Raw genomic sequence first — 16,533 nt, forward strand, 5'->3', positions numbered from 1 at the left:
AAGGATCAGGCAGATTTGCGACGTTCCGGTATCAGAAGCGACGCGTCGCCGTAAGAGAAGAAGCGATAGCCCGACTTCACGGCGTGGTCATAGATGGCGCGGATGCGATCTTGCCCCATCAACGCCGAAACCAGCATCAGCAGCGTCGATTTCGGCAGGTGGAAATTGGTCATCAGCGCATCGGTCACCCGGAAGCGATAGCCCGGGTAGATGAAGATCTCGGTGGTGCCGCGGAACGGGCGCATCGTGCCGTCCTCGGCCGCGGCGCTCTCGATCAGGCGCAGCGCGGTGGTGCCGACCGGGATCACCCGCCCGCCCGCGGCGCGGGTGGCGTTGATCTCCTCGGCCGCCGCCGCGGTGACCTCGCCCCATTCCGAGTGCATCTTGTGCGTCTCGACGTCCTCGACCTTGACCGGCAGGAAGGTGCCCGCGCCCACATGCAGCGTCACCTCGGTGAAGTCGACGCCCTTCGCGTGGATCGCCTCGAGCAGCGGCTTGGTGAAATGCAGGCTCGCCGTCGGCGCCGCCACGGCGCCCGAATGGCGGGCGAAGACGGTCTGGTAATCGGTCTTGTCGGCCTCGTCGGGCGCGCGCAGCGCGGCGATGTAGGGCGGCAGCGGCATCGCCCCCGCCTCGGCCAGCGCCGCATCGAAATCGGGCCCGGTCAGGTTGAAGGCCAGCCGCAGCTGTGCCGCCTCGATCGCGCGCACCTCGGCCGAAAGCGCGTCGGAAAAGCGGATCGTCTCGCCCTCCTTCAGCTTGCGCAGCGGTTTCGCGAGCGCCGTCCATTCGCCCGAGGCCTGCGGCTCCAGCAGAGTGATCTCGACCTTCGCGGTGACCTCGCCCTGCCCGGTCAGGCGGGTGCGCGTGCCGCTCAGCCGCGCCGGGATCACCTTGGTGTTGTTCAGCACCAGCCGGTCGCCCGGGCGGAACAGATCGACCAGATCCGCCACATGCAGATCGCGGATCCTGTCGCCCTCCGCCAGCAGCAGTTTCGCCGCCGTGCGGGGCCGGGCCGGGCGCGTCGCGATCAGCCCCTCGGGCAGATCGAAGTCGAAATCTTCAAGTTTCATTCCGTTACCATTTTCGGCGGGGCGCGGCGGAAGATCTCGCGGAACATGCCCGGCGTGAAGATCGAGAGCGGGTTGATCACCACCTTCGGTGCCGCCGCCGTGCCCTTGAGCGTGTAGGTGAAGCCGAACAGCCCCTCGCCCGGGCGCGAGAAGACCTGCCCGATCGCGTTGATGAGGTAGAACGGCGAGACCACGCCTTCCATGTCGATCTGCCCCGTGCCCGGATAGAAATTGCCGGTCAGGGTCACCGCCATCGAGGCGCCCGCGGCCTCGCCCCTTGTGACGCTGACCCCCTGCGGGGTCAAGCGGAAGGCGGCCTCGACATCGCTGAAGAGAATCCCCTCGCCGTTCAGCTGCTCGAGAAGGCCGATGATCGAGGCGGCCGAGAGCATCGAGGCCAGCGTCGGCGCATCCTTCACCCGCAGGTTCGCGATCTTCACATTGCCATCATAGCTCGCCTGCCCGATCGGCGACAGCGTCAGCGACAGCGCCCCGCCCACGGCCTTGCCGAAGATGCCCGAGGAGGCCAGCGCCGCCCCCGCATCCTCGCCCGTGATCCGCACCGCGGTGCGCCCGGTCTCGGAGGGGCCGACCAGGCCCGAGACCGGCGCGCCGCCGTTCACCTGCCCCTCGAAGGCGCCCGAAAAGCCGTTGCGGTTGGTGAAGCTGCCGTCGAAGCCGGTCAGCGCGATGGTGTCGGTGATCGTCAGCCGGTCGAGTTTCGCCTTGATCCGGTTGCCGCCGCCTGCACCGCCCTGCACGCCCTTGCCAAAACGCGCGCTGCGCAGATCCAGCCGGCCCGAGGTGACGGTGACATCGGGCGCCCGGCCGCCGCCGCGCCCGATCAGCTCGGCCCCGCCGGAAAACCAGCTGCCGACCGCAAGTTTCGCAAACCGCGCCCGTTCGAAGCCCGAGGCGTTCAGCACCAGGTTGCCCTCGGCGCTCAGCCCGGGGGCGGTGAGCGCGATCTTCTCGACCGTGGGCGGCGTGCCGAGCGTGCCCGCAAGCGTCAGATCGCCCTTCGCCGGGCCGGCCTTCGACCAGCCGATTTCCGGGATCGCGAGCGTGAGGCCGCGCAGGTCGCTCTCGAAGCTGTAGCGCGCCGGCGCGCCTTCGGTCAGGTCGAGCGCCATGCGCCCCCAGCCAGAGCCGGAAACGGCCCCGTTGGGCAGGGAAATCTTAAGGCTTTCAAGGGAGTCCGGGGTGACGTTGACATAGCCGTCGACGCGCGAGACGCCCTTGTGCTCGGGGCCGAACTGCTGCGACCAGCGCGCATCGAAGGGCACCGCATCGAAGAGGCCACGCCCGGCGATCGCCATGCCCGCGCGGTCGGCGCGCAACGTCAGCACAGGCGCGGTCAGCACCCGTCCCGGCACCACCTTGTCCGAACGCACGTCGGTCATCCGCGCGAAGACGTCGAAATCCACGTCCTCGGGGGTCAGCTTCGGCAGCATGCGGAAGCGCAGGTTGGTGCGCGCCTCGGCCCAGCCGGTGGCGATGTCGGTGCTTTTCCCGGCCTTGGTCAGGAACTCGAAGGGCGGCTGGTCAAGCAGCGACAGCGCCGCCGGGATCGGCGCACGGGTGATCAGATTCACCTCGGCGCGGGCCGGTTTCTCGCGGATGTCGGGCACCACCATGACCGAATCCGCCACCTCGATGCGGCCGCCCTGCGGCGCGTCGACCGAGCCCTCCTCGACCATCAGCGCGTGGGAATTGTCGTGGATGGTGGCAAAGCCGCGGCCTTCGCGCACCGGCGGCAGGGTGCGCAGAATCGTCACCTCGGCGCCGCGGAACTCGTAGCCAAGCTCCATCCGCGGCTCCTCGCCCGGATCAAGGCGCAGCGCGGCGCGCACATTGCGCAGCTCGCCCGTGGCGACGTTATCCGCGAGCCAGCGCCGCGTCGGCTCGACCAGCGCCGGCGGCCAGAGCGCCAAAAGGTCGCTCTGATTGATCCGCCCGACCCCCGCGTCGAAGGCGACATGCCAGCCCTCGGGCCCGGCCTCGATCCGGCCCTGCCCGGTGATCCGCCGCTCGCCCTCGACCAGCGACAGCTGACCGATGTCGACGCGGAACGGGTTGAACCGCAACCGGATGTCGACCGCACCTTCCGAGATCCGCGCGGGGCGCTCGAAGATCCCCTCGGGATCGGCCTCGACATCGCTCAGCGCCACCTGGATCAGCGCACTGCGCGGCAGCCCGTTCGCGAAATCGCGCAGAAGCGTCTGACCAGACGCCTTGAAGCGCAGCGCCTTGCTGGCAAAGCTTGCCTCGCTGAAGCTCACCTTCTGGCCGGTGGGCTCGTAGCTCAGATGCACCTGCCCACCCTCGAAGGGCACCGCGCGCAGCCCCTCGGCCGGACTGATCGCGCCGGCGCCGATCTTCAGCGTGGCGTCGACCCGCTTCAGCGCACCGCTCGCGTCGATGCCCGAGCGGAAAGTGCCCGAGATCGGCGCGTCGAGCAGGCCAAGAACGGCCAGCGCCGGCGACTGCATCGCCAGATCGGCGGCCGGCACATCGGTGACCGCGGCGCCGAATTCGGCCTCGGGCCCGGTCTTCGAGGTCGAGGCCGACAGCGCCACCTGTGCCGGCAGCGCGCCGCTTTCCCCAACGTCGAAGGCCAGCGTCAGGCCGATCTTCGCCGGATCCTGATTGAGCAGGAAGCGGCCGTCCGAGACCTGCCAGACCTTGCCGAGCCGCGCATCGTCCAGCCGGATGCGCACGCCATCCGCGGTGATCTGCTCCAGCCGGGCAAGCGCGGGCGTGGCAAAGGCCGCCTCGATCGCGGCGGTGACCTCGCCAGCATTGGCGAACTGGAGCCCCTGCATCCCGCCCGCCCCGCCAAGGTCGAGGTCGATGCGCCCGTCGGGCAGCCGGCGCAGCGCGACCGTCGCGCCGCGGATCCGGAACGAGCGCGGCACGATCTTGCCGCGCATCAGCGGTTCGGCCCAGAACGACATCCGCAACTCGGGCAACACCGCGATCGGCAGGCCCGAGGGGCGGGCGATCTGCACCATCTTCAGCCGCAGCCGCGGCACGAATCCCTCGTCGATGAAGACATCGGCGCCGCCGGTCAGCGCCACCTTCACGCGCCCCGCCAGCATCGCGTTCGCCCGGCTCTCGGCCTGGGCGATCACCCAGCCCGGCGCGGCAAGCGGCTGATGGCTGAGCGCAAGGAAGGCGACAAGCGCCGCGACGGCGAGAAGCGGCAGGCTGAGGATCAGCCAGACGCCCAAGCGGCCACGACGTGACGCGCCACGGCGCAACGCTGCAGGCAACTGTTCGTCGACAGCCTTCTCGTCGGCGGCACTTTCGGCGCCGGCACCCCCGGTGCCGGGGCGTGCCCCCTCGTCGTCCTCGCTCGTCATGCCTGTTCGTCTGCCATCGGCGGTTTACATTCCGGTCCTGCGATCTAGACCTAGCAGCGAACCACACGCAAGGAGATGCACATGATCGGCATCGGCGAAACCGCGCCCGACTTCACCCTGCCGCGCACCGGCCCCGGCACCGAGGGGGCGACGCTCACCCTCTCGGCGCTGCGCCCGCGCCCGGTGGTGCTCTATTTCTACCCGAAGGACGACACCCCCGGCTGCACCACCGAGGCGCTCGATTTCACCCGCCTTGCCGCCGACTTCGCCGCCGCGGGCGCGACCGTCGTCGGGATCTCGCGCGACACGCTCGCGAAACACGAGAAGTTCTGCGCGAAACATGGGCTTGGCATCACCCTCGTCTCGGATGAGGACGGCGCGACCTGCGCGGCCTATGGCACCTGGGTCGAGAAGACGATGTATGGCCGCACCTCGATGGGGATCCAGCGCGCGACCTTCCTGATCGACGGCAGCGGCACCGTCGCCCAGGTCTGGCCGAAGGTCGCGGTCAAGGGCCATGCCGAGGCGGTTCTCGCAGCCGTGAAGGCGCTCGGCTGAAACCAGCCGGGCTGCGATCGGCGGGATCTCGCGCATCGGGCAGGATTCGGCGGCGGACACGGGAACCGCCGGGCGAAAGCGGTTGCGCCGCGCCGCCCGCGGTTGTTAAGCGGAAGCCGTCCGTTGCGGGGCGCCTCAGGGTGCCGCCCCGGACTTCGGGGCCCGGCCCCGTTCTGATGACCACTTCACAGGACTCAAAGCGTGCCCAAGCGCCTCATCGCCCGCGTGAATTCGAGCCTCGGACGGTTCCTTCCCGAACAGCGGCTCTTCATGAAATCCGACAGCGCCACCCGCTTCGTGCGGCTGCGCCCGATCACCCAGGCCTGGGTGCTGGCCGCGGCGGGGGCGTTCTTCCTCTGGGCGGTGGTGGCGACCTCGCTGCTGTTCATCGCCGGCATTTCCTCGGGCTCTGCGCGCGAACAGGCGGCGGTCGCACAGGCCGCCTTCGAGCAGCGCCTCGTCACCCTTGCCAAGGAACGCGACAGCCGCGCGAGCGAGGCCGTGGCGGCGCAGAAACGCTTCCAGCTCGCGCTTGACCAGGTGTCGCAGATGCAGTCGCAGCTGCTCGCCTCGGAAGAGCGGCGGCGCGAGCTCGAGACCGGGATCGACGTGATCCAGGGCACGCTGCGCCGCACCATGACCGAACGCGACAACGCCCGGGCGGAACTGGCCAAGACCCAGGACAAGGATGCCGGCAAGGCCACCTCGCTCACCGCGCGCGCCGACGACATGGCAAGCACCGTCGACATGCTGTCGACCGTTCTGAACGACACCGCGGCCGAGCGCGACGCCGCCGCCCGCGACGCCGAGGACGCCCGCGTCGATGCCGACCGCATCGCATTGGAAAAGCGCCTGCTCGAGGAACGCAACGACGAGATCTTCACCACTCTCGAAGGCGCGGTGAAGGTGTCGATGACGCCGCTCGACCGGATGTTCAGGAACGCCGGGATGAACCCTGACTCGATCCTGAGCCAGATCCGCAAGGGCTATTCCGGCACCGGCGGACCGCTGATGCCGATCTCCTATTCGACCAAGGGCGAGGACCCGGCGATCGCCCGTGACGCGGCGCGCGCGAACGGCATTCTCGAGCGGCTCGACGAGATGAACATGTATCGCATCGCCGTCGACAAGCTTCCCTTCGCCATCCCGATCTACGGCGGCTATCGCTTCACCTCGCCCTTCGGCTATCGCTGGGGCCGGCTGCATGCGGGCATCGACCTGGCCGGCCCGGTCGGCATGCAGGTCCACGCCCCGGCCGATGGCATCGTCATCGCTGCCGAATGGGAGAACGGCTATGGCAATGTGGTGAAGGTCCGGCACGAATTCGGCGTCTCCACCGTCTATGGCCACCTGTCCAGAATCCGCGTGAAAGTCGGGCAAAAAGTGTCGCGCGGGGATGTGATTGGTGATAGTGGCAATACTGGTCGGTCCACCGGACCGCATCTGCACTATGAAATCCGGGTTGGCGGTGACCCCATCAACCCGATGACCTTCATCAAGGCGGCAAAAGATGTTTTCTAAGAGCAAAATCCATGATCCGGGCCCGAAGGCAACCCCGGAAGCCGACAAGCCGAAGGCCGAGACCCCTGCGCCCCGCCCCGCGGGCGACGTTGCGACCGGCGCGCCGCGGGCGAAACCGCCGGCCTCGGTCCTGTCCTCTGATCTGACCATCGTCGGCAATATCAAGACTACCGGCGACATCCAGGTCGAGGGCGTGGTCGAGGGTGACATCCGTGCCCATCTGCTGACCGTGGGCGAGACCGCCACCATCCGCGGCGAGATCGTCGCCGACGACATCGTGGTGAACGGCCGCGTCGTGGGCCGCGTGCGCGGCATCAAGGTGCGCCTGACCTCGACCGCCCGCGTCGAGGGCGACATCATCCACAAGACCATCGCGATCGAGAGCGGCGCGCATTTCGAGGGCTCGGTGCAGCGTCAGGAAGACCCGCTGCAGGGCGCGCAGGCGCCGAAGCTCGCGCCGCCGGATCCCTCCGCGCCGAAGGCCTGAGGCCGCGAGGCGCAGGAACGAGATCGGGCGGCCCGCGGGCCGCCCTTTTTCATGCCGGTCCGGCGCGGACCGCGCCGGGATCACGACGTCAGCGCGCGATACATGTGCCAGCTCGCGTGGCCAAGCACCGGCAGCGCCACGAACAGCCCCAGAAACAGCGGCACCATGCCGAGGAACAGCAGCCCCGCGATCACCGCCGCCCAGGCTGCCATCGCCCCCGCATTCGCCAGCACCGCCTGCACCGAGGTGATGATCGCGGTGATGAAATCCACCTCGCGCTCCAGCAGCAGCGGCAGGCCGACGACGGTGAAGCTGAACAGCAGCGCCGCGAAGATGCCGCCGATCACGCCCCCGGTCAGCAGCATCGCCGGGCCGTTGCCGCTCAGCAGCACCTCGGGCGAGGACGAGACATTGGTCAGCGCGCTGGTGCCCATGAACAGCGCGAAGGTCGTGTGCGCGACGAAGACCCAGAACATGAACATCAGCAGGATCACCATCGCCATCGACGGCAGTTGCCGGTCCTTCTGCGCGAAGACGACGCCCAGCACCGCGGGCCAATAGAGCGGCTCGCCCGCCTCGAGCCGGCGGCTGACCTCGTAAAGCCCGATCGCGGCAAAGGGGGCCAGCAGCGGAAAGCCGAGGATGAAGGGCACGAGCCACCATTCCTCGCCGCGCGCCGCAAAGACCTGCCACAGCACGACGCCACCGAGCACATAGACCGCCGAGAAGAACAGCCCGAAGGCCGGCGCGCGGCGAAAATCGCGCCAGCCCGCGCGCAGCACCTCCGGGATCATCGACAGCGGCATCTCCTTCACCTCGGGCAACTCCGACGGTCCGTTCATCACTTCCACCATGCAACCCTCCCTGAATGCCAGCGGACGGGCCCCTCCCCGAGCCCTTCGTCTCAGGATGCGGCCGGCGGGCGCTCCCGGCAAGAAAATCCCTCGCGGCAGCGCGGCACGCCGGCCCTGTGGCGGCGCGGCAAGACAGGCACGGCTGGCCGCAAATGTCACAATTTCGCCGCTTTTCCTTGCATTTCCGCGGCGTTCCGGCATCCTGATTATCAAAATACAAAAGCGCCGCCGAAGCGGCGCGCGAGCAGTTGTAACGAGAGCAAGAGGCACCTCCGACGCGCGGAGGCGCGGCCCCCGAGCGATCCGGGACGCCGCGCCGTCAACCGTGCGGGGACTGACAGGCATGGCAGACACGGTCTACACCGATCCGATCTACCTGACGGGGGACATGCTCGCCTCGGTCTCGGGCCAGCCCACGAACCAGGGCAACCCGGGCGACAGCAACTTCGGCATGGTGATGCGCAACGTGCGGGCGCTGAACGGCTCGGACACGCTCTATCGGCTGGTCTGGACCGGCAACAAGAACAGCTCGGCGACCGAGTTTCAGAACGGCCAGTTCTGGCAGTTGCAGGTCTATGACGCCTCGGGCGACAATGACAGCGATCCGACCGTGGGCGGCGCCGGCTGGACCCCGGTGAACGGCTACAACAGCCTGACGCCGAAGAACGACCTCGTCGCGGGTCTGGGCGCGGGGGACGATTACATCGTCTTCGAGGGCAACAAGGGCTGGTTGCTGCTGGACCTGAACGGCGGGCTGCCGACCCAGCCGACGACACTGACCTATTACGCCAGCGACGAGAATGGCGATCTGGCCGTGGGCGACAATGACCGCCAGCTCGACTTCTCGGACGCCTATCACGCGATCAGCGCGATCTGCTTTTGCGCCGGCACCGAGATCGACACCGCGCAGGGCTCCCGCCCGATCGAGACGCTGGTGGCGGGCGATCTGATCCGCACGCTCGATCACGGGCTGCAACCGCTGCGCTGGATCGGCAGCCGCACGCTCGACCGCGCGGCGCTGACCGTCGCGCCGCACATGCTGCCGGTGCGGATCGCGCGCGACGCGCTTGGCCGTGGGCTGCCGGCACAGGATCTTCTGGTCTCGCCGCAGCACCGTATCCTGATGCGCTCGCGCATTGCCGAGCGGGTCAGCGGCGCGCGCGAGGTGCTGATCGCGGCCAAGCACCTCGTCGGCCTGCCCGGCATCGAGGTGCTGGCAGCGCCCGGGCCGGTGCAGTATCTGCACCTGCTCTTCGACCGGCACGAGGTGGTGTTCGCGAATGGTGCCGAGGCGGAATCGCTCTACACCGGCACGCAGGCGCTGCGCAGCCTGACCCGCGCGGCACGGGCCGAGGTGCTGGCGCTGTTTCCCGAACTGCGCGCGGGCCTGCCCGTCGCCCCGGCCGCACGGCCCTTCACCGACGGGCGCACCGGCCGCAAGCTGAGCGCACGGCACGCGAAGAACGGCCAGCCGCTGGTGATGGCGGGCTGACCTCAGACGAGGTTCAGCTCCTGCAGCCGCCACCAGACGGCGGCCAGAAGCTCGGGCACCGGCTTCGCCCCCGACAGCTCCAGCACCGGTTCGGACCGGCCGGCCAGCCAGTCGCGGTGCCGGGTCAGCGAGCGCCCCGAGAAATAGGGCTCGTCATAGGAGGCGGCCCATTTCAGGAATTCGGCATGGTTGTGGTGCATGTCGCCGCCGGGCTTCACCCGGGCGCCGAATTTCTCGGCCTCGCGGCGGCGGATGCGGGCCAGACGCAGGGGCGTCGGCGTGACGAGGAAGATGATCAGGTCGGCGCCATCGATCACCAACTCGCCCCAGCCATCGGCGGCGCCCGAAAGCACCCAGCCCCCCTCCGGCCCCTCGCCCAGCTGCGCCGCGGCGATCAGTGCCACGCGCTCCTCGACCGGGCGCTTGACGGTATAGGGCGGGTCGGTCGGCGCCCAGAAGAAGGCATCGGTGTCGAGATGCGGCACGCCGAGGCGCTCGGCCAGGACCCGCCCGAGGGACGAGGTCCCAGACCCTGCGGCGCCGGTGATATAGACCCGCGCCGCCATCGCCTCAGTCCGCCTGTGCGTCGGCGCGGGACTTGCCCTCGACCCCGAGGGCCAGTGTCGCGGCCATGAACCCGTCGAGGTCTCCGTCGAGAACCCCTTGCGTGTCCGAGGTCTCGTAGCCGGTGCGCAGATCCTTCACCATCTGGTAGGGCTGCAGCACATAGGAGCGGATCTGGTTGCCCCAGCCAGCATCGCCCTTCGCCTCGTGCTGGGCGTTGATCGCGGCGTTGCGCTTGTCGAGCTCCATCTGATAGAGCCGCGCCTTCAGCGCGTTCATCGCCGCCTCGCGGTTCTGGTGCTGCGACTTCATCGACGAGGTGGTGACGATACCGGTCGGAAGGTGGGTGATGCGCACCGCCGAGTCGGTGGTGTTCACGTGCTGCCCGCCGGCGCCGGTCGAGCGATAGGTGTCGATGCGGATGTCGTTCGGGTTCACCACGATGTCGATGTTGTCATCGACCACCGGATAGACCCAGACCGAGCTGAACGAGGTGTGCCGGCGCGCCGCCGAGTCATAGGGCGAGATCCGCACCAGACGGTGCACACCCGATTCCGACTTCAGCCAGCCATAGGCGTTCTTGCCCGTGATCTTGTAGGCGACCGAGCGGATCCCCGCCTCGTCGCCCGCGGTTTCCGAGATCAGCTCGACGGTATAGCCCTTCTTCTCGGCCCAGCGGGTGTACATCCGCGCCAGCATCGAGGCCCAGTCACAGCTTTCCGTGCCGCCCGCGCCCGCGTTGATCTCGAGGAAGGTGTCGTTGCCGTCCGCCTCGCCGTCGAGCAGCGCCTCGAGCTCCTTGGCATCGGCGAAGGCCTTCAGCTCGCGCAGCGATTTCTCGGCCTCGGTGACGATATCGGGATCGTCCTCCATCTCGCCCAGCTCGATCAGCTCGACGTTGTCGGTCACCTCGCGCTCGATGCGCTTGTAGGTCTCCATCTGGTCCATCAGCACCTGACGCTCGCGCATCAGCTTCTGCGCGCGCGCCGGGTCGGACCACAGGTCACCATCCTCGATCATCGCGTTGAATTCCTCGAGCCGGTGCGGCGCGGTCTCGAGGTCCATCCGCTGGCCCAGAAGTTTCAGCGATTTGCGGATCGCGTCCACGATGTTCTGCGTCTCGGCGCGCATCGGTCCTGTCCTTCCTGTCTTGTCGTCGCGGTGATACAGGCAAGCTGGCGCCCGGGCAAGCACCCGGGCGCCGAAATGCCTGCTGGTGCAGGGGTCTCAGTACAGGCCGCCCGAGCTCACGGTGCCGAAATCGGCCTTCTTCGGGATCACCTTGGTCTGGCCGGTCGAGGTGGTGACCGAGCGGTCGCCCTCGTCGGTCTCGCCCTGCGCGAAGAGCGGCAGGTTCTGCCCCATTGCAAAGCCGCCGTCGACGATCGCGCCGATGCCGCTCATGCCCTGGCCCTCGCGCAGGTATTCGGCCTGCACGAAATCGCCCGTGGCATCGTCGGCCAGCCGCTCGCCGGTGAAGCGGTTGAACTTCGCCCAATAGCCCCCCGGCGGCACCTTGAAGGCGCTGCCGCCATAGACCTTGACCGCGGCCTGCATGAACTCGTTGAACACCGGCACACAGAGCGTGCCGCCATAGGCGCCGGGGCCGAGCGTGCGCGGCTGGTCATAGCCCATGTAGCACGAGGCCACGATGTTCGAGGTGAACCCGGTGAACCACACGTCCTTGGCGTCGTTCGTGGTGCCGGTCTTGCCCGCCACCGGCACCGGCAGGTTCACCCCGTGCCCCGAGCCGCGCTGCACCACGCCCTGCATCATCGAGATCATCTGATAGGCGGTCACCGGGTCGATCACCCGCTCGCGGCTCGACACGATCCGCGGGCCAAGCCCCATCGCGATGTTGCGCGCCGCGCAATCCTCGCACACCCGCTGGTCGTGGCGATAGATCGTCCGGCCCCAGCGGTCCTGCACGCGGTCGACCAGCGTCGGCTCGACCCGCTCGCCGCCATTGGCGAACATCGCATAGGCCGAGATCAGCTGATACATCGTCGTTTCCTGCGACCCGAGGGAGTTCGCGAGGAAATGGCTCATCGGATTGTAGACGCCGAACTTCTCGGCATATTGCGCCACCGTGTCCATGCCGATCGTCTGCGCGATGCGGACGGTCATCAGGTTGCGCGACTGCTCGAGCCCGGTGCGCATCGGCGTCGGGCCGTAGAACTTGTTCGACGAGTTCTTCGGCCGCCACAGGCCCTGCGGCGTGTTCACCTCGATCGGCGCGTCGACCACGATGGTCTCGGGCGAGAAGCCCCAGTCAAGCGCCGCGGCATAGACGAAGGGCTTGAAGTTCGAGCCCGGCTGACGCTGTGCCTGCGTCGCGCGGTTGAACACCGAGGACTGATAGGAGAAGCCGCCCTGCATCGCGATGACGCGGCCGGTGTTCACGTCCATCGCCATGAAGGCGCCCTCGACGCGCGGCACCTGGCGCAGCGACCAGCGCTTGAAGGTGCCGGCATCGTCATCAAGCGCGCGCACCAGGACGACATCGCCGGTCTCGACCAGGTCGGCCGCCCGCTTCGCCCGGGCGGCGAGCTTGCCGTCCTTGCGCAGCTTGCGCGCCCAGGTCGCGTCCTCGTTCGGGATCCAGTGGCCGTCGGCATCTTCCTCGATCCCCTCGATGCCGATCCGCGCGCCCTTGTCGGAGGTGTCGAGCACCACCGCCGGGCGCCAGCCCTCGACGTCGCGCGGCGCCTTGTCGGTCGGCACGGCGGCCAGCGCCGCGCGCCAGCTGCGCTCGTCGCCGAGCTGGTCGGCCGCGATCGTCACGCCGGTGCCGCGCCAGATGCCCTGGTTGCGGTCGTAGGTCTCGAGCGCGTGCTGCAGCGCCTTCGCCGCCTGGCGCTGCATGTCGGGGTCGATGGTGGCGCGGATCGTCAGGCCGCCGCCGAAGAATTCCTCCTGACCGAAGGTCTTCGACAGCTGCCGGCGAATCTCGTCGGTGAAATAGTCGCGCGGCGGCAGCGCATCGCGGAACGGCGGGTAATCGCCGTTCTGCACCGTCTTCAGCGGCTTCGCCTGCTCGGCCTCCATCGTCGCCTGATCGATGTGGCCATCCTCATAGAGGCGGCGCAGCACGTAGTTGCGGCGCAGCCTTGCGTCTTCGTAGTTGCGCACCGGATGCAGCTCGGCCGGCTTCTTCGGCAGCGCGGCCAGATAGGACGCCTCGCCGACGGTCAGCGCGCTCAGCGGCTTGTTGAAATAGGTCTGCGCCGCAGCCGCGACGCCATAGGAGTTCTGCCCAAGGTAGATCTCGTTCAGGTAAAGCTCGAGGATGCGGTCCTTCGACAGCGCCTGTTCGACGCGCGAGGCGAGAATCAGCTCCTTGATCTTGCGCTCGATCGAGCGCGAGCCGTCGAGCAGGAAGTTCTTCATCACCTGCTGGGTGATCGTCGAGGCGCCGCGCACGTCCTTGCCGCCCGAGCGCACCGCCGTCACCATCGCCGCCAGCATGCCGCGGGTGTCATAGCCCTTGTGGGTGTAGAAGTTCTTGTCCTCGGCCGAGATGAAGGCTTCCTTCACGATCGCCGGCATGTCGTTGATCGGCACGAAGATGCGCCGTTCCTCGGCGAATTCGTCGATCAGCTGCCCCTCGCCCGAATAGATCCGCGAGATCGTCTTCGGCGTGTATTGCGCCAGCTGCTCATAGCTCGGCAGGTTGCGCGAATACATCCAGAAGATCGCCCCGATCGTCAGCGCCGCGAAGACCAGCGCGGTGACGATCCACGAGAAGATCCCCCCGAAGAAGGACAGAATGAAACGGATCAACGGTCACCCCCATGGGGCAGTCCGCCCCCGATTGGCTGCCCCTATAGCGTGGGGGCGCGCAAGGGTCAAAACAACTTGATGTCACGCGATCGGGAACGTGGCGCCGCTCTGCCGCCCCGCGGCGGGCCGCGAAACGCCCGTTTTTTGCCCGGTGCGCCGGCCCCGCCCACGCTTGCCCCGCTTGCTCCGTGAGCGCGCCCGCGCTATGAGCGCGCCATGACAAACCGCGCCCCTCTCCCCGCCGAAATCGCCCGCCGCCGGACCTTCGCGATCATCGCGCACCCGGACGCCGGCAAGACCACGCTGACCGAAAAGTTCCTGCTGTTCGGGGGCGCCATCCAGATGGCCGGTCAGGTGCGCGCGAAGGGCGAGGCGCGGCGCACGCGCTCGGACTTCATGAAGCTCGAACAGGACCGCGGCATCTCGGTCTCCGCCTCGGCGATGAGCTTCGACTTCAAGCAGTTCCGCTTCAACCTCGTCGACACCCCCGGCCACTCGGACTTCTCCGAGGACACCTATCGCACGCTCACCGCGGTCGACACCGCGGTGATGGTGATCGATGGCGCGAAGGGCGTGGAAAGCCAGACCCGCAAGCTCTTCGAGGTCTGCCGTCTGCGCGACCTGCCGATCGTGACCTTCTGCAACAAGATGGACCGCGAGGCGCGCGACACCTTCGAGATCATCGACGAGATCCAGGAGAACCTGGCGATCGACGTGGCGCCGGCAAGCTGGCCGATCGGTCAGGGCCGCGATTTCCTCGGCTGCTATGACCTGCTGCACGACCGGCTGGAACTGATGGACCGCGCCGACCGCAACCGTGTCGCCGAAAGCGTCAAGATCGAGGGGCTCGACGATCCGAAACTGGCCGAGCACCTGCCCGCCGACCTGCTCGCGAAGCTGCGCGAGGAGATCGAGATGGCACGCGAGCTGCTCCCGGCCTTCGATCGCGCCCGCTTCCTCGAAGGCTCGATGACGCCGATCTGGTTCGGCTCGGCGATCAACTCCTTCGGCGTGAAGGAACTGATGGACGGCATCGGCGAATACGGCCCCGAGCCGGAACCGCAGAAGGCGGCCGAGCGGATGGTGATGCCCGAGGAAAAGCCGGTCACCGGCTTCGTCTTCAAGGTGCAGGCGAACATGGACCCCAAGCACCGCGACCGCGTCGCCTTCGTCCGCCTCGCCTCGGGCCATTTCGAGCGCGGCATGAAGCTGCTGCACGTGCGCACGAAGAAACCGATGGCGGTCAGCAGCCCGGTGCTGTTCCTCGCCGCCGACCGCGAGCTTGCCGAGGAGGCCTGGGCGGGCGACATCATCGGCATCCCGAACCACGGTCAGCTGCGCATCGGCGATGCGCTGACCGAGGGCGAGGTGCTGCATTTCACCGGCATCCCCTCCTTCGCGCCGGAACTGCTGCAATCGGTGCGCTCGACCGACCCGATGAAGGCCAAGCACCTCGAGAAGGCGCTGATGCAATTCGCCGAGGAAGGCGCCGCCAAGGTGTTCAAGCCCTCGATCGGCTCGGGCTTCATCGTCGGCGTCGTCGGCGCGCTGCAGTTCGACGTGCTGGCGAGCCGGATCGAGATCGAATACGGCATCCCGGTGCGCTTCGAGCCCTCGCAATTCACCTCGGCCCGCTGGGTGCAGGGGCCGAAGGATGCGGTCGAGAAACTGGTCAACGCCAACAAGCAGCACATCTCGATCGACCATGACGGCGACGTGGTGTTCCTGACCCGGCTGCAATGGGACATCGACCGGGTGCTGCGCGACTATCCCGAGGTGAAGCTCTCGGCGACGAAGGAGATGATGGCGTGACGCCCCTACCGCCCGATCTGACCACCCGCCTCGCCGAGGCCGCGAACGCCCCCGAGGGGCTGCACAGCGTCGAGGCGCTGGCCGATCTGTGGCTCGCCGATCACCGCGAGGACCGCGGCGATCCCGACGAGATGGCCTGGTCGGATCTGTGCGTGTTCGAGCTCGACGCCCATCCCGAGGAACTGTTCGCCTTCTGCCTGCGGGCGATCCGCAAGGCGGAAAACCCCTGGCAGGTCGGGCTGATCGCCGCGGGCCCGCTCGAGGAGCTGATCGCCAGCCATGGCGCCGCGATCATCGACCGGCTCGAGGAGGCCGCGCGCCGCTCGGCCCGGATCCGCTTCGCGCTGACCGGGATCTGGCAGGGCGAAACCGCGCCCGAGGTCTGGGCGCGGATCGAGGCGGCCCGCATCGGCGCGATGGAGACGGGCTTCGACGCGGGCGGCCCGCTGCCGCCCGCCTGAGCTCATTCGACGATCTCGAGCTCCATCCCCACCTCGCAGGCAAGCACCTTCGAGACCGGGCAGCCCGCCTTCGCGGCCTCGGCCGCGGCACGGATGACCTCCGGCGCACCCGTGCCCGAGACCCGCACCGTGAGCATCGAGGCGATGATCGCGAACCCCGCCTCCTGCTTTTCCATCTTCACCGTGGCGACGGTGTCGATCACCACATCGCCCACCCCGGCGGCGGCAAGCCCGCCCGACAGCGCCATCGAGAAGCAGGCGGCATGGGCCGCGGCGATCAGCTCCTCGGGGTTGGTGCCCGGCCGCCCCTCGAACCGCGCGGCAAAGCCATAGGGCTGCGCCGCCAGCGCCCCCGACTGCGTCGAGATGCTGCCGCTGCCTTCGCGGATCGAACCTTCCCAATGTGCGGAACCGGTCTTCAGGATCATCTGTCCTCTCCCATGATGCGCCGAAGCGGCGCCACAGAAGATCAACATACGCCACGCCGCAAAGTTCCGCGCCGGCTTTCTTCACGCCGCAACGCGCTCCTTCCGGCTTTCTCCTTGCCCGAAATACCTCGGGGG

13 protein-coding genes are annotated in these 16,533 nt (G+C 68.2%); 6 read left to right on the top strand and 7 right to left on the bottom strand.

What is annotated here, in order from left to right; genetic code table 11:
• Positions 1-5 precede the first annotated feature (5 nt).
• Together queA and DYS74_RS04115 are read right to left on the bottom strand one after the other, a co-directional pair.
• Positions 6-1,073, bottom strand: a complete 1,068-nt coding sequence (queA, locus tag DYS74_RS04110; protein WP_121531212.1) for a tRNA preQ1(34) S-adenosylmethionine ribosyltransferase-isomerase QueA — start codon at positions 1,071-1,073, stop codon at positions 6-8.
• Entirely contained in the window at positions 1,070-4,438 is a 3,369-nt protein-coding gene (locus DYS74_RS04115) for an AsmA-like C-terminal region-containing protein (RefSeq protein ID WP_121531214.1), read from the bottom strand. Before DYS74_RS04115 ends, queA begins: the two co-directional genes overlap by 4 nt.
• Before the next feature lie 81 nt (positions 4,439-4,519).
• On the opposite strand from DYS74_RS04115, the gene DYS74_RS04120 reads away from it, so the two are divergent.
• The 3 genes from DYS74_RS04120 to DYS74_RS04130 all read left to right on the top strand — a co-directional run bounded on the left by DYS74_RS04120 (position 4,520) and on the right by DYS74_RS04130 (position 7,004).
• Complete coding sequence (locus DYS74_RS04120; RefSeq protein WP_121531216.1) at positions 4,520-4,996, top strand: peroxiredoxin; 477 nt, start codon at positions 4,520-4,522, stop codon at positions 4,994-4,996.
• A 201-nt stretch (positions 4,997-5,197) separates the two neighbouring features.
• Positions 5,198-6,517, top strand: coding sequence for a M23 family metallopeptidase (locus tag DYS74_RS04125; RefSeq protein ID WP_121531218.1), 1,320 nt, complete (start codon positions 5,198-5,200; stop codon positions 6,515-6,517).
• On the top strand, positions 6,507-7,004 hold the full coding sequence (locus DYS74_RS04130; RefSeq protein WP_121531220.1) for a bactofilin family protein: 498 nt from the start codon (positions 6,507-6,509) through the stop codon (positions 7,002-7,004). The genes DYS74_RS04125 and DYS74_RS04130 overlap by 11 nt, the downstream gene beginning before the upstream one ends.
• 80 nt (positions 7,005-7,084) lie before the next feature.
• Here the strand turns inward: DYS74_RS04130 and DYS74_RS04135 are convergent, their stop codons facing one another.
• Entirely contained in the window at positions 7,085-7,858 is a 774-nt protein-coding gene (locus DYS74_RS04135) for a DUF2189 domain-containing protein (RefSeq protein WP_121531222.1), read from the bottom strand.
• A 343-nt stretch (positions 7,859-8,201) separates the two neighbouring features.
• Between DYS74_RS04135 and DYS74_RS04140 the strand changes: the two genes are divergently transcribed.
• Positions 8,202-9,350 (top strand): Hint domain-containing protein, encoded by a 1,149-nt coding sequence (locus tag DYS74_RS04140; RefSeq protein WP_245965189.1) that lies wholly within the window; start codon positions 8,202-8,204, stop codon positions 9,348-9,350.
• A 2-nt stretch (positions 9,351-9,352) separates the two neighbouring features.
• Here the strand turns inward: DYS74_RS04140 and DYS74_RS04145 are convergent, their stop codons facing one another.
• From DYS74_RS04145 to DYS74_RS04155, 3 genes are all read right to left on the bottom strand, one after another.
• Positions 9,353-9,916, bottom strand: coding sequence for an adenylate kinase (locus DYS74_RS04145; protein WP_121531226.1), 564 nt, complete (start codon positions 9,914-9,916; stop codon positions 9,353-9,355).
• A gap of 4 nt (positions 9,917-9,920) precedes the next feature.
• Positions 9,921-11,045, bottom strand: coding sequence for a peptide chain release factor 2 (gene prfB / locus DYS74_RS04150; RefSeq protein ID WP_121531228.1), 1,125 nt, complete (start codon positions 11,043-11,045; stop codon positions 9,921-9,923).
• A gap of 96 nt (positions 11,046-11,141) precedes the next feature.
• A complete protein-coding gene (locus DYS74_RS04155) occupies positions 11,142-13,697 on the bottom strand; it encodes a penicillin-binding protein 1A (protein WP_121531230.1) in 2,556 nt (851 codons plus the stop codon).
• Positions 13,698-13,913: 216 nt separating this feature from the next.
• Here DYS74_RS04155 and DYS74_RS04160 point away from each other — a divergent pair, with 216 nt between their 5' ends.
• Together DYS74_RS04160 and DYS74_RS04165 are read left to right on the top strand one after the other, a co-directional pair.
• On the top strand, positions 13,914-15,509 hold the full coding sequence (locus DYS74_RS04160; RefSeq protein ID WP_121531232.1) for a peptide chain release factor 3: 1,596 nt from the start codon (positions 13,914-13,916) through the stop codon (positions 15,507-15,509).
• Positions 15,506-15,970, top strand: coding sequence for a DUF6869 domain-containing protein (locus DYS74_RS04165; protein ID WP_121531233.1), 465 nt, complete (start codon positions 15,506-15,508; stop codon positions 15,968-15,970). The genes DYS74_RS04160 and DYS74_RS04165 overlap by 4 nt, the downstream gene beginning before the upstream one ends.
• A gap of 2 nt (positions 15,971-15,972) precedes the next feature.
• On the opposite strand, the gene DYS74_RS04170 is transcribed toward DYS74_RS04165, so the two are convergent.
• Positions 15,973-16,398: an OsmC family peroxiredoxin gene (locus DYS74_RS04170; protein WP_121531235.1), complete on the bottom strand. Its 426-nt coding sequence runs from the start codon at positions 16,396-16,398 to the stop codon at positions 15,973-15,975.
• Between the last annotated feature and the right edge of the window lie 135 nt (positions 16,399-16,533).

Source organism: Paenirhodobacter hankyongi, assembly GCF_003664585.1.
GTDB classification, from domain to species: domain Bacteria; phylum Pseudomonadota; class Alphaproteobacteria; order Rhodobacterales; family Rhodobacteraceae; genus Rhodobacter; species Rhodobacter hankyongi.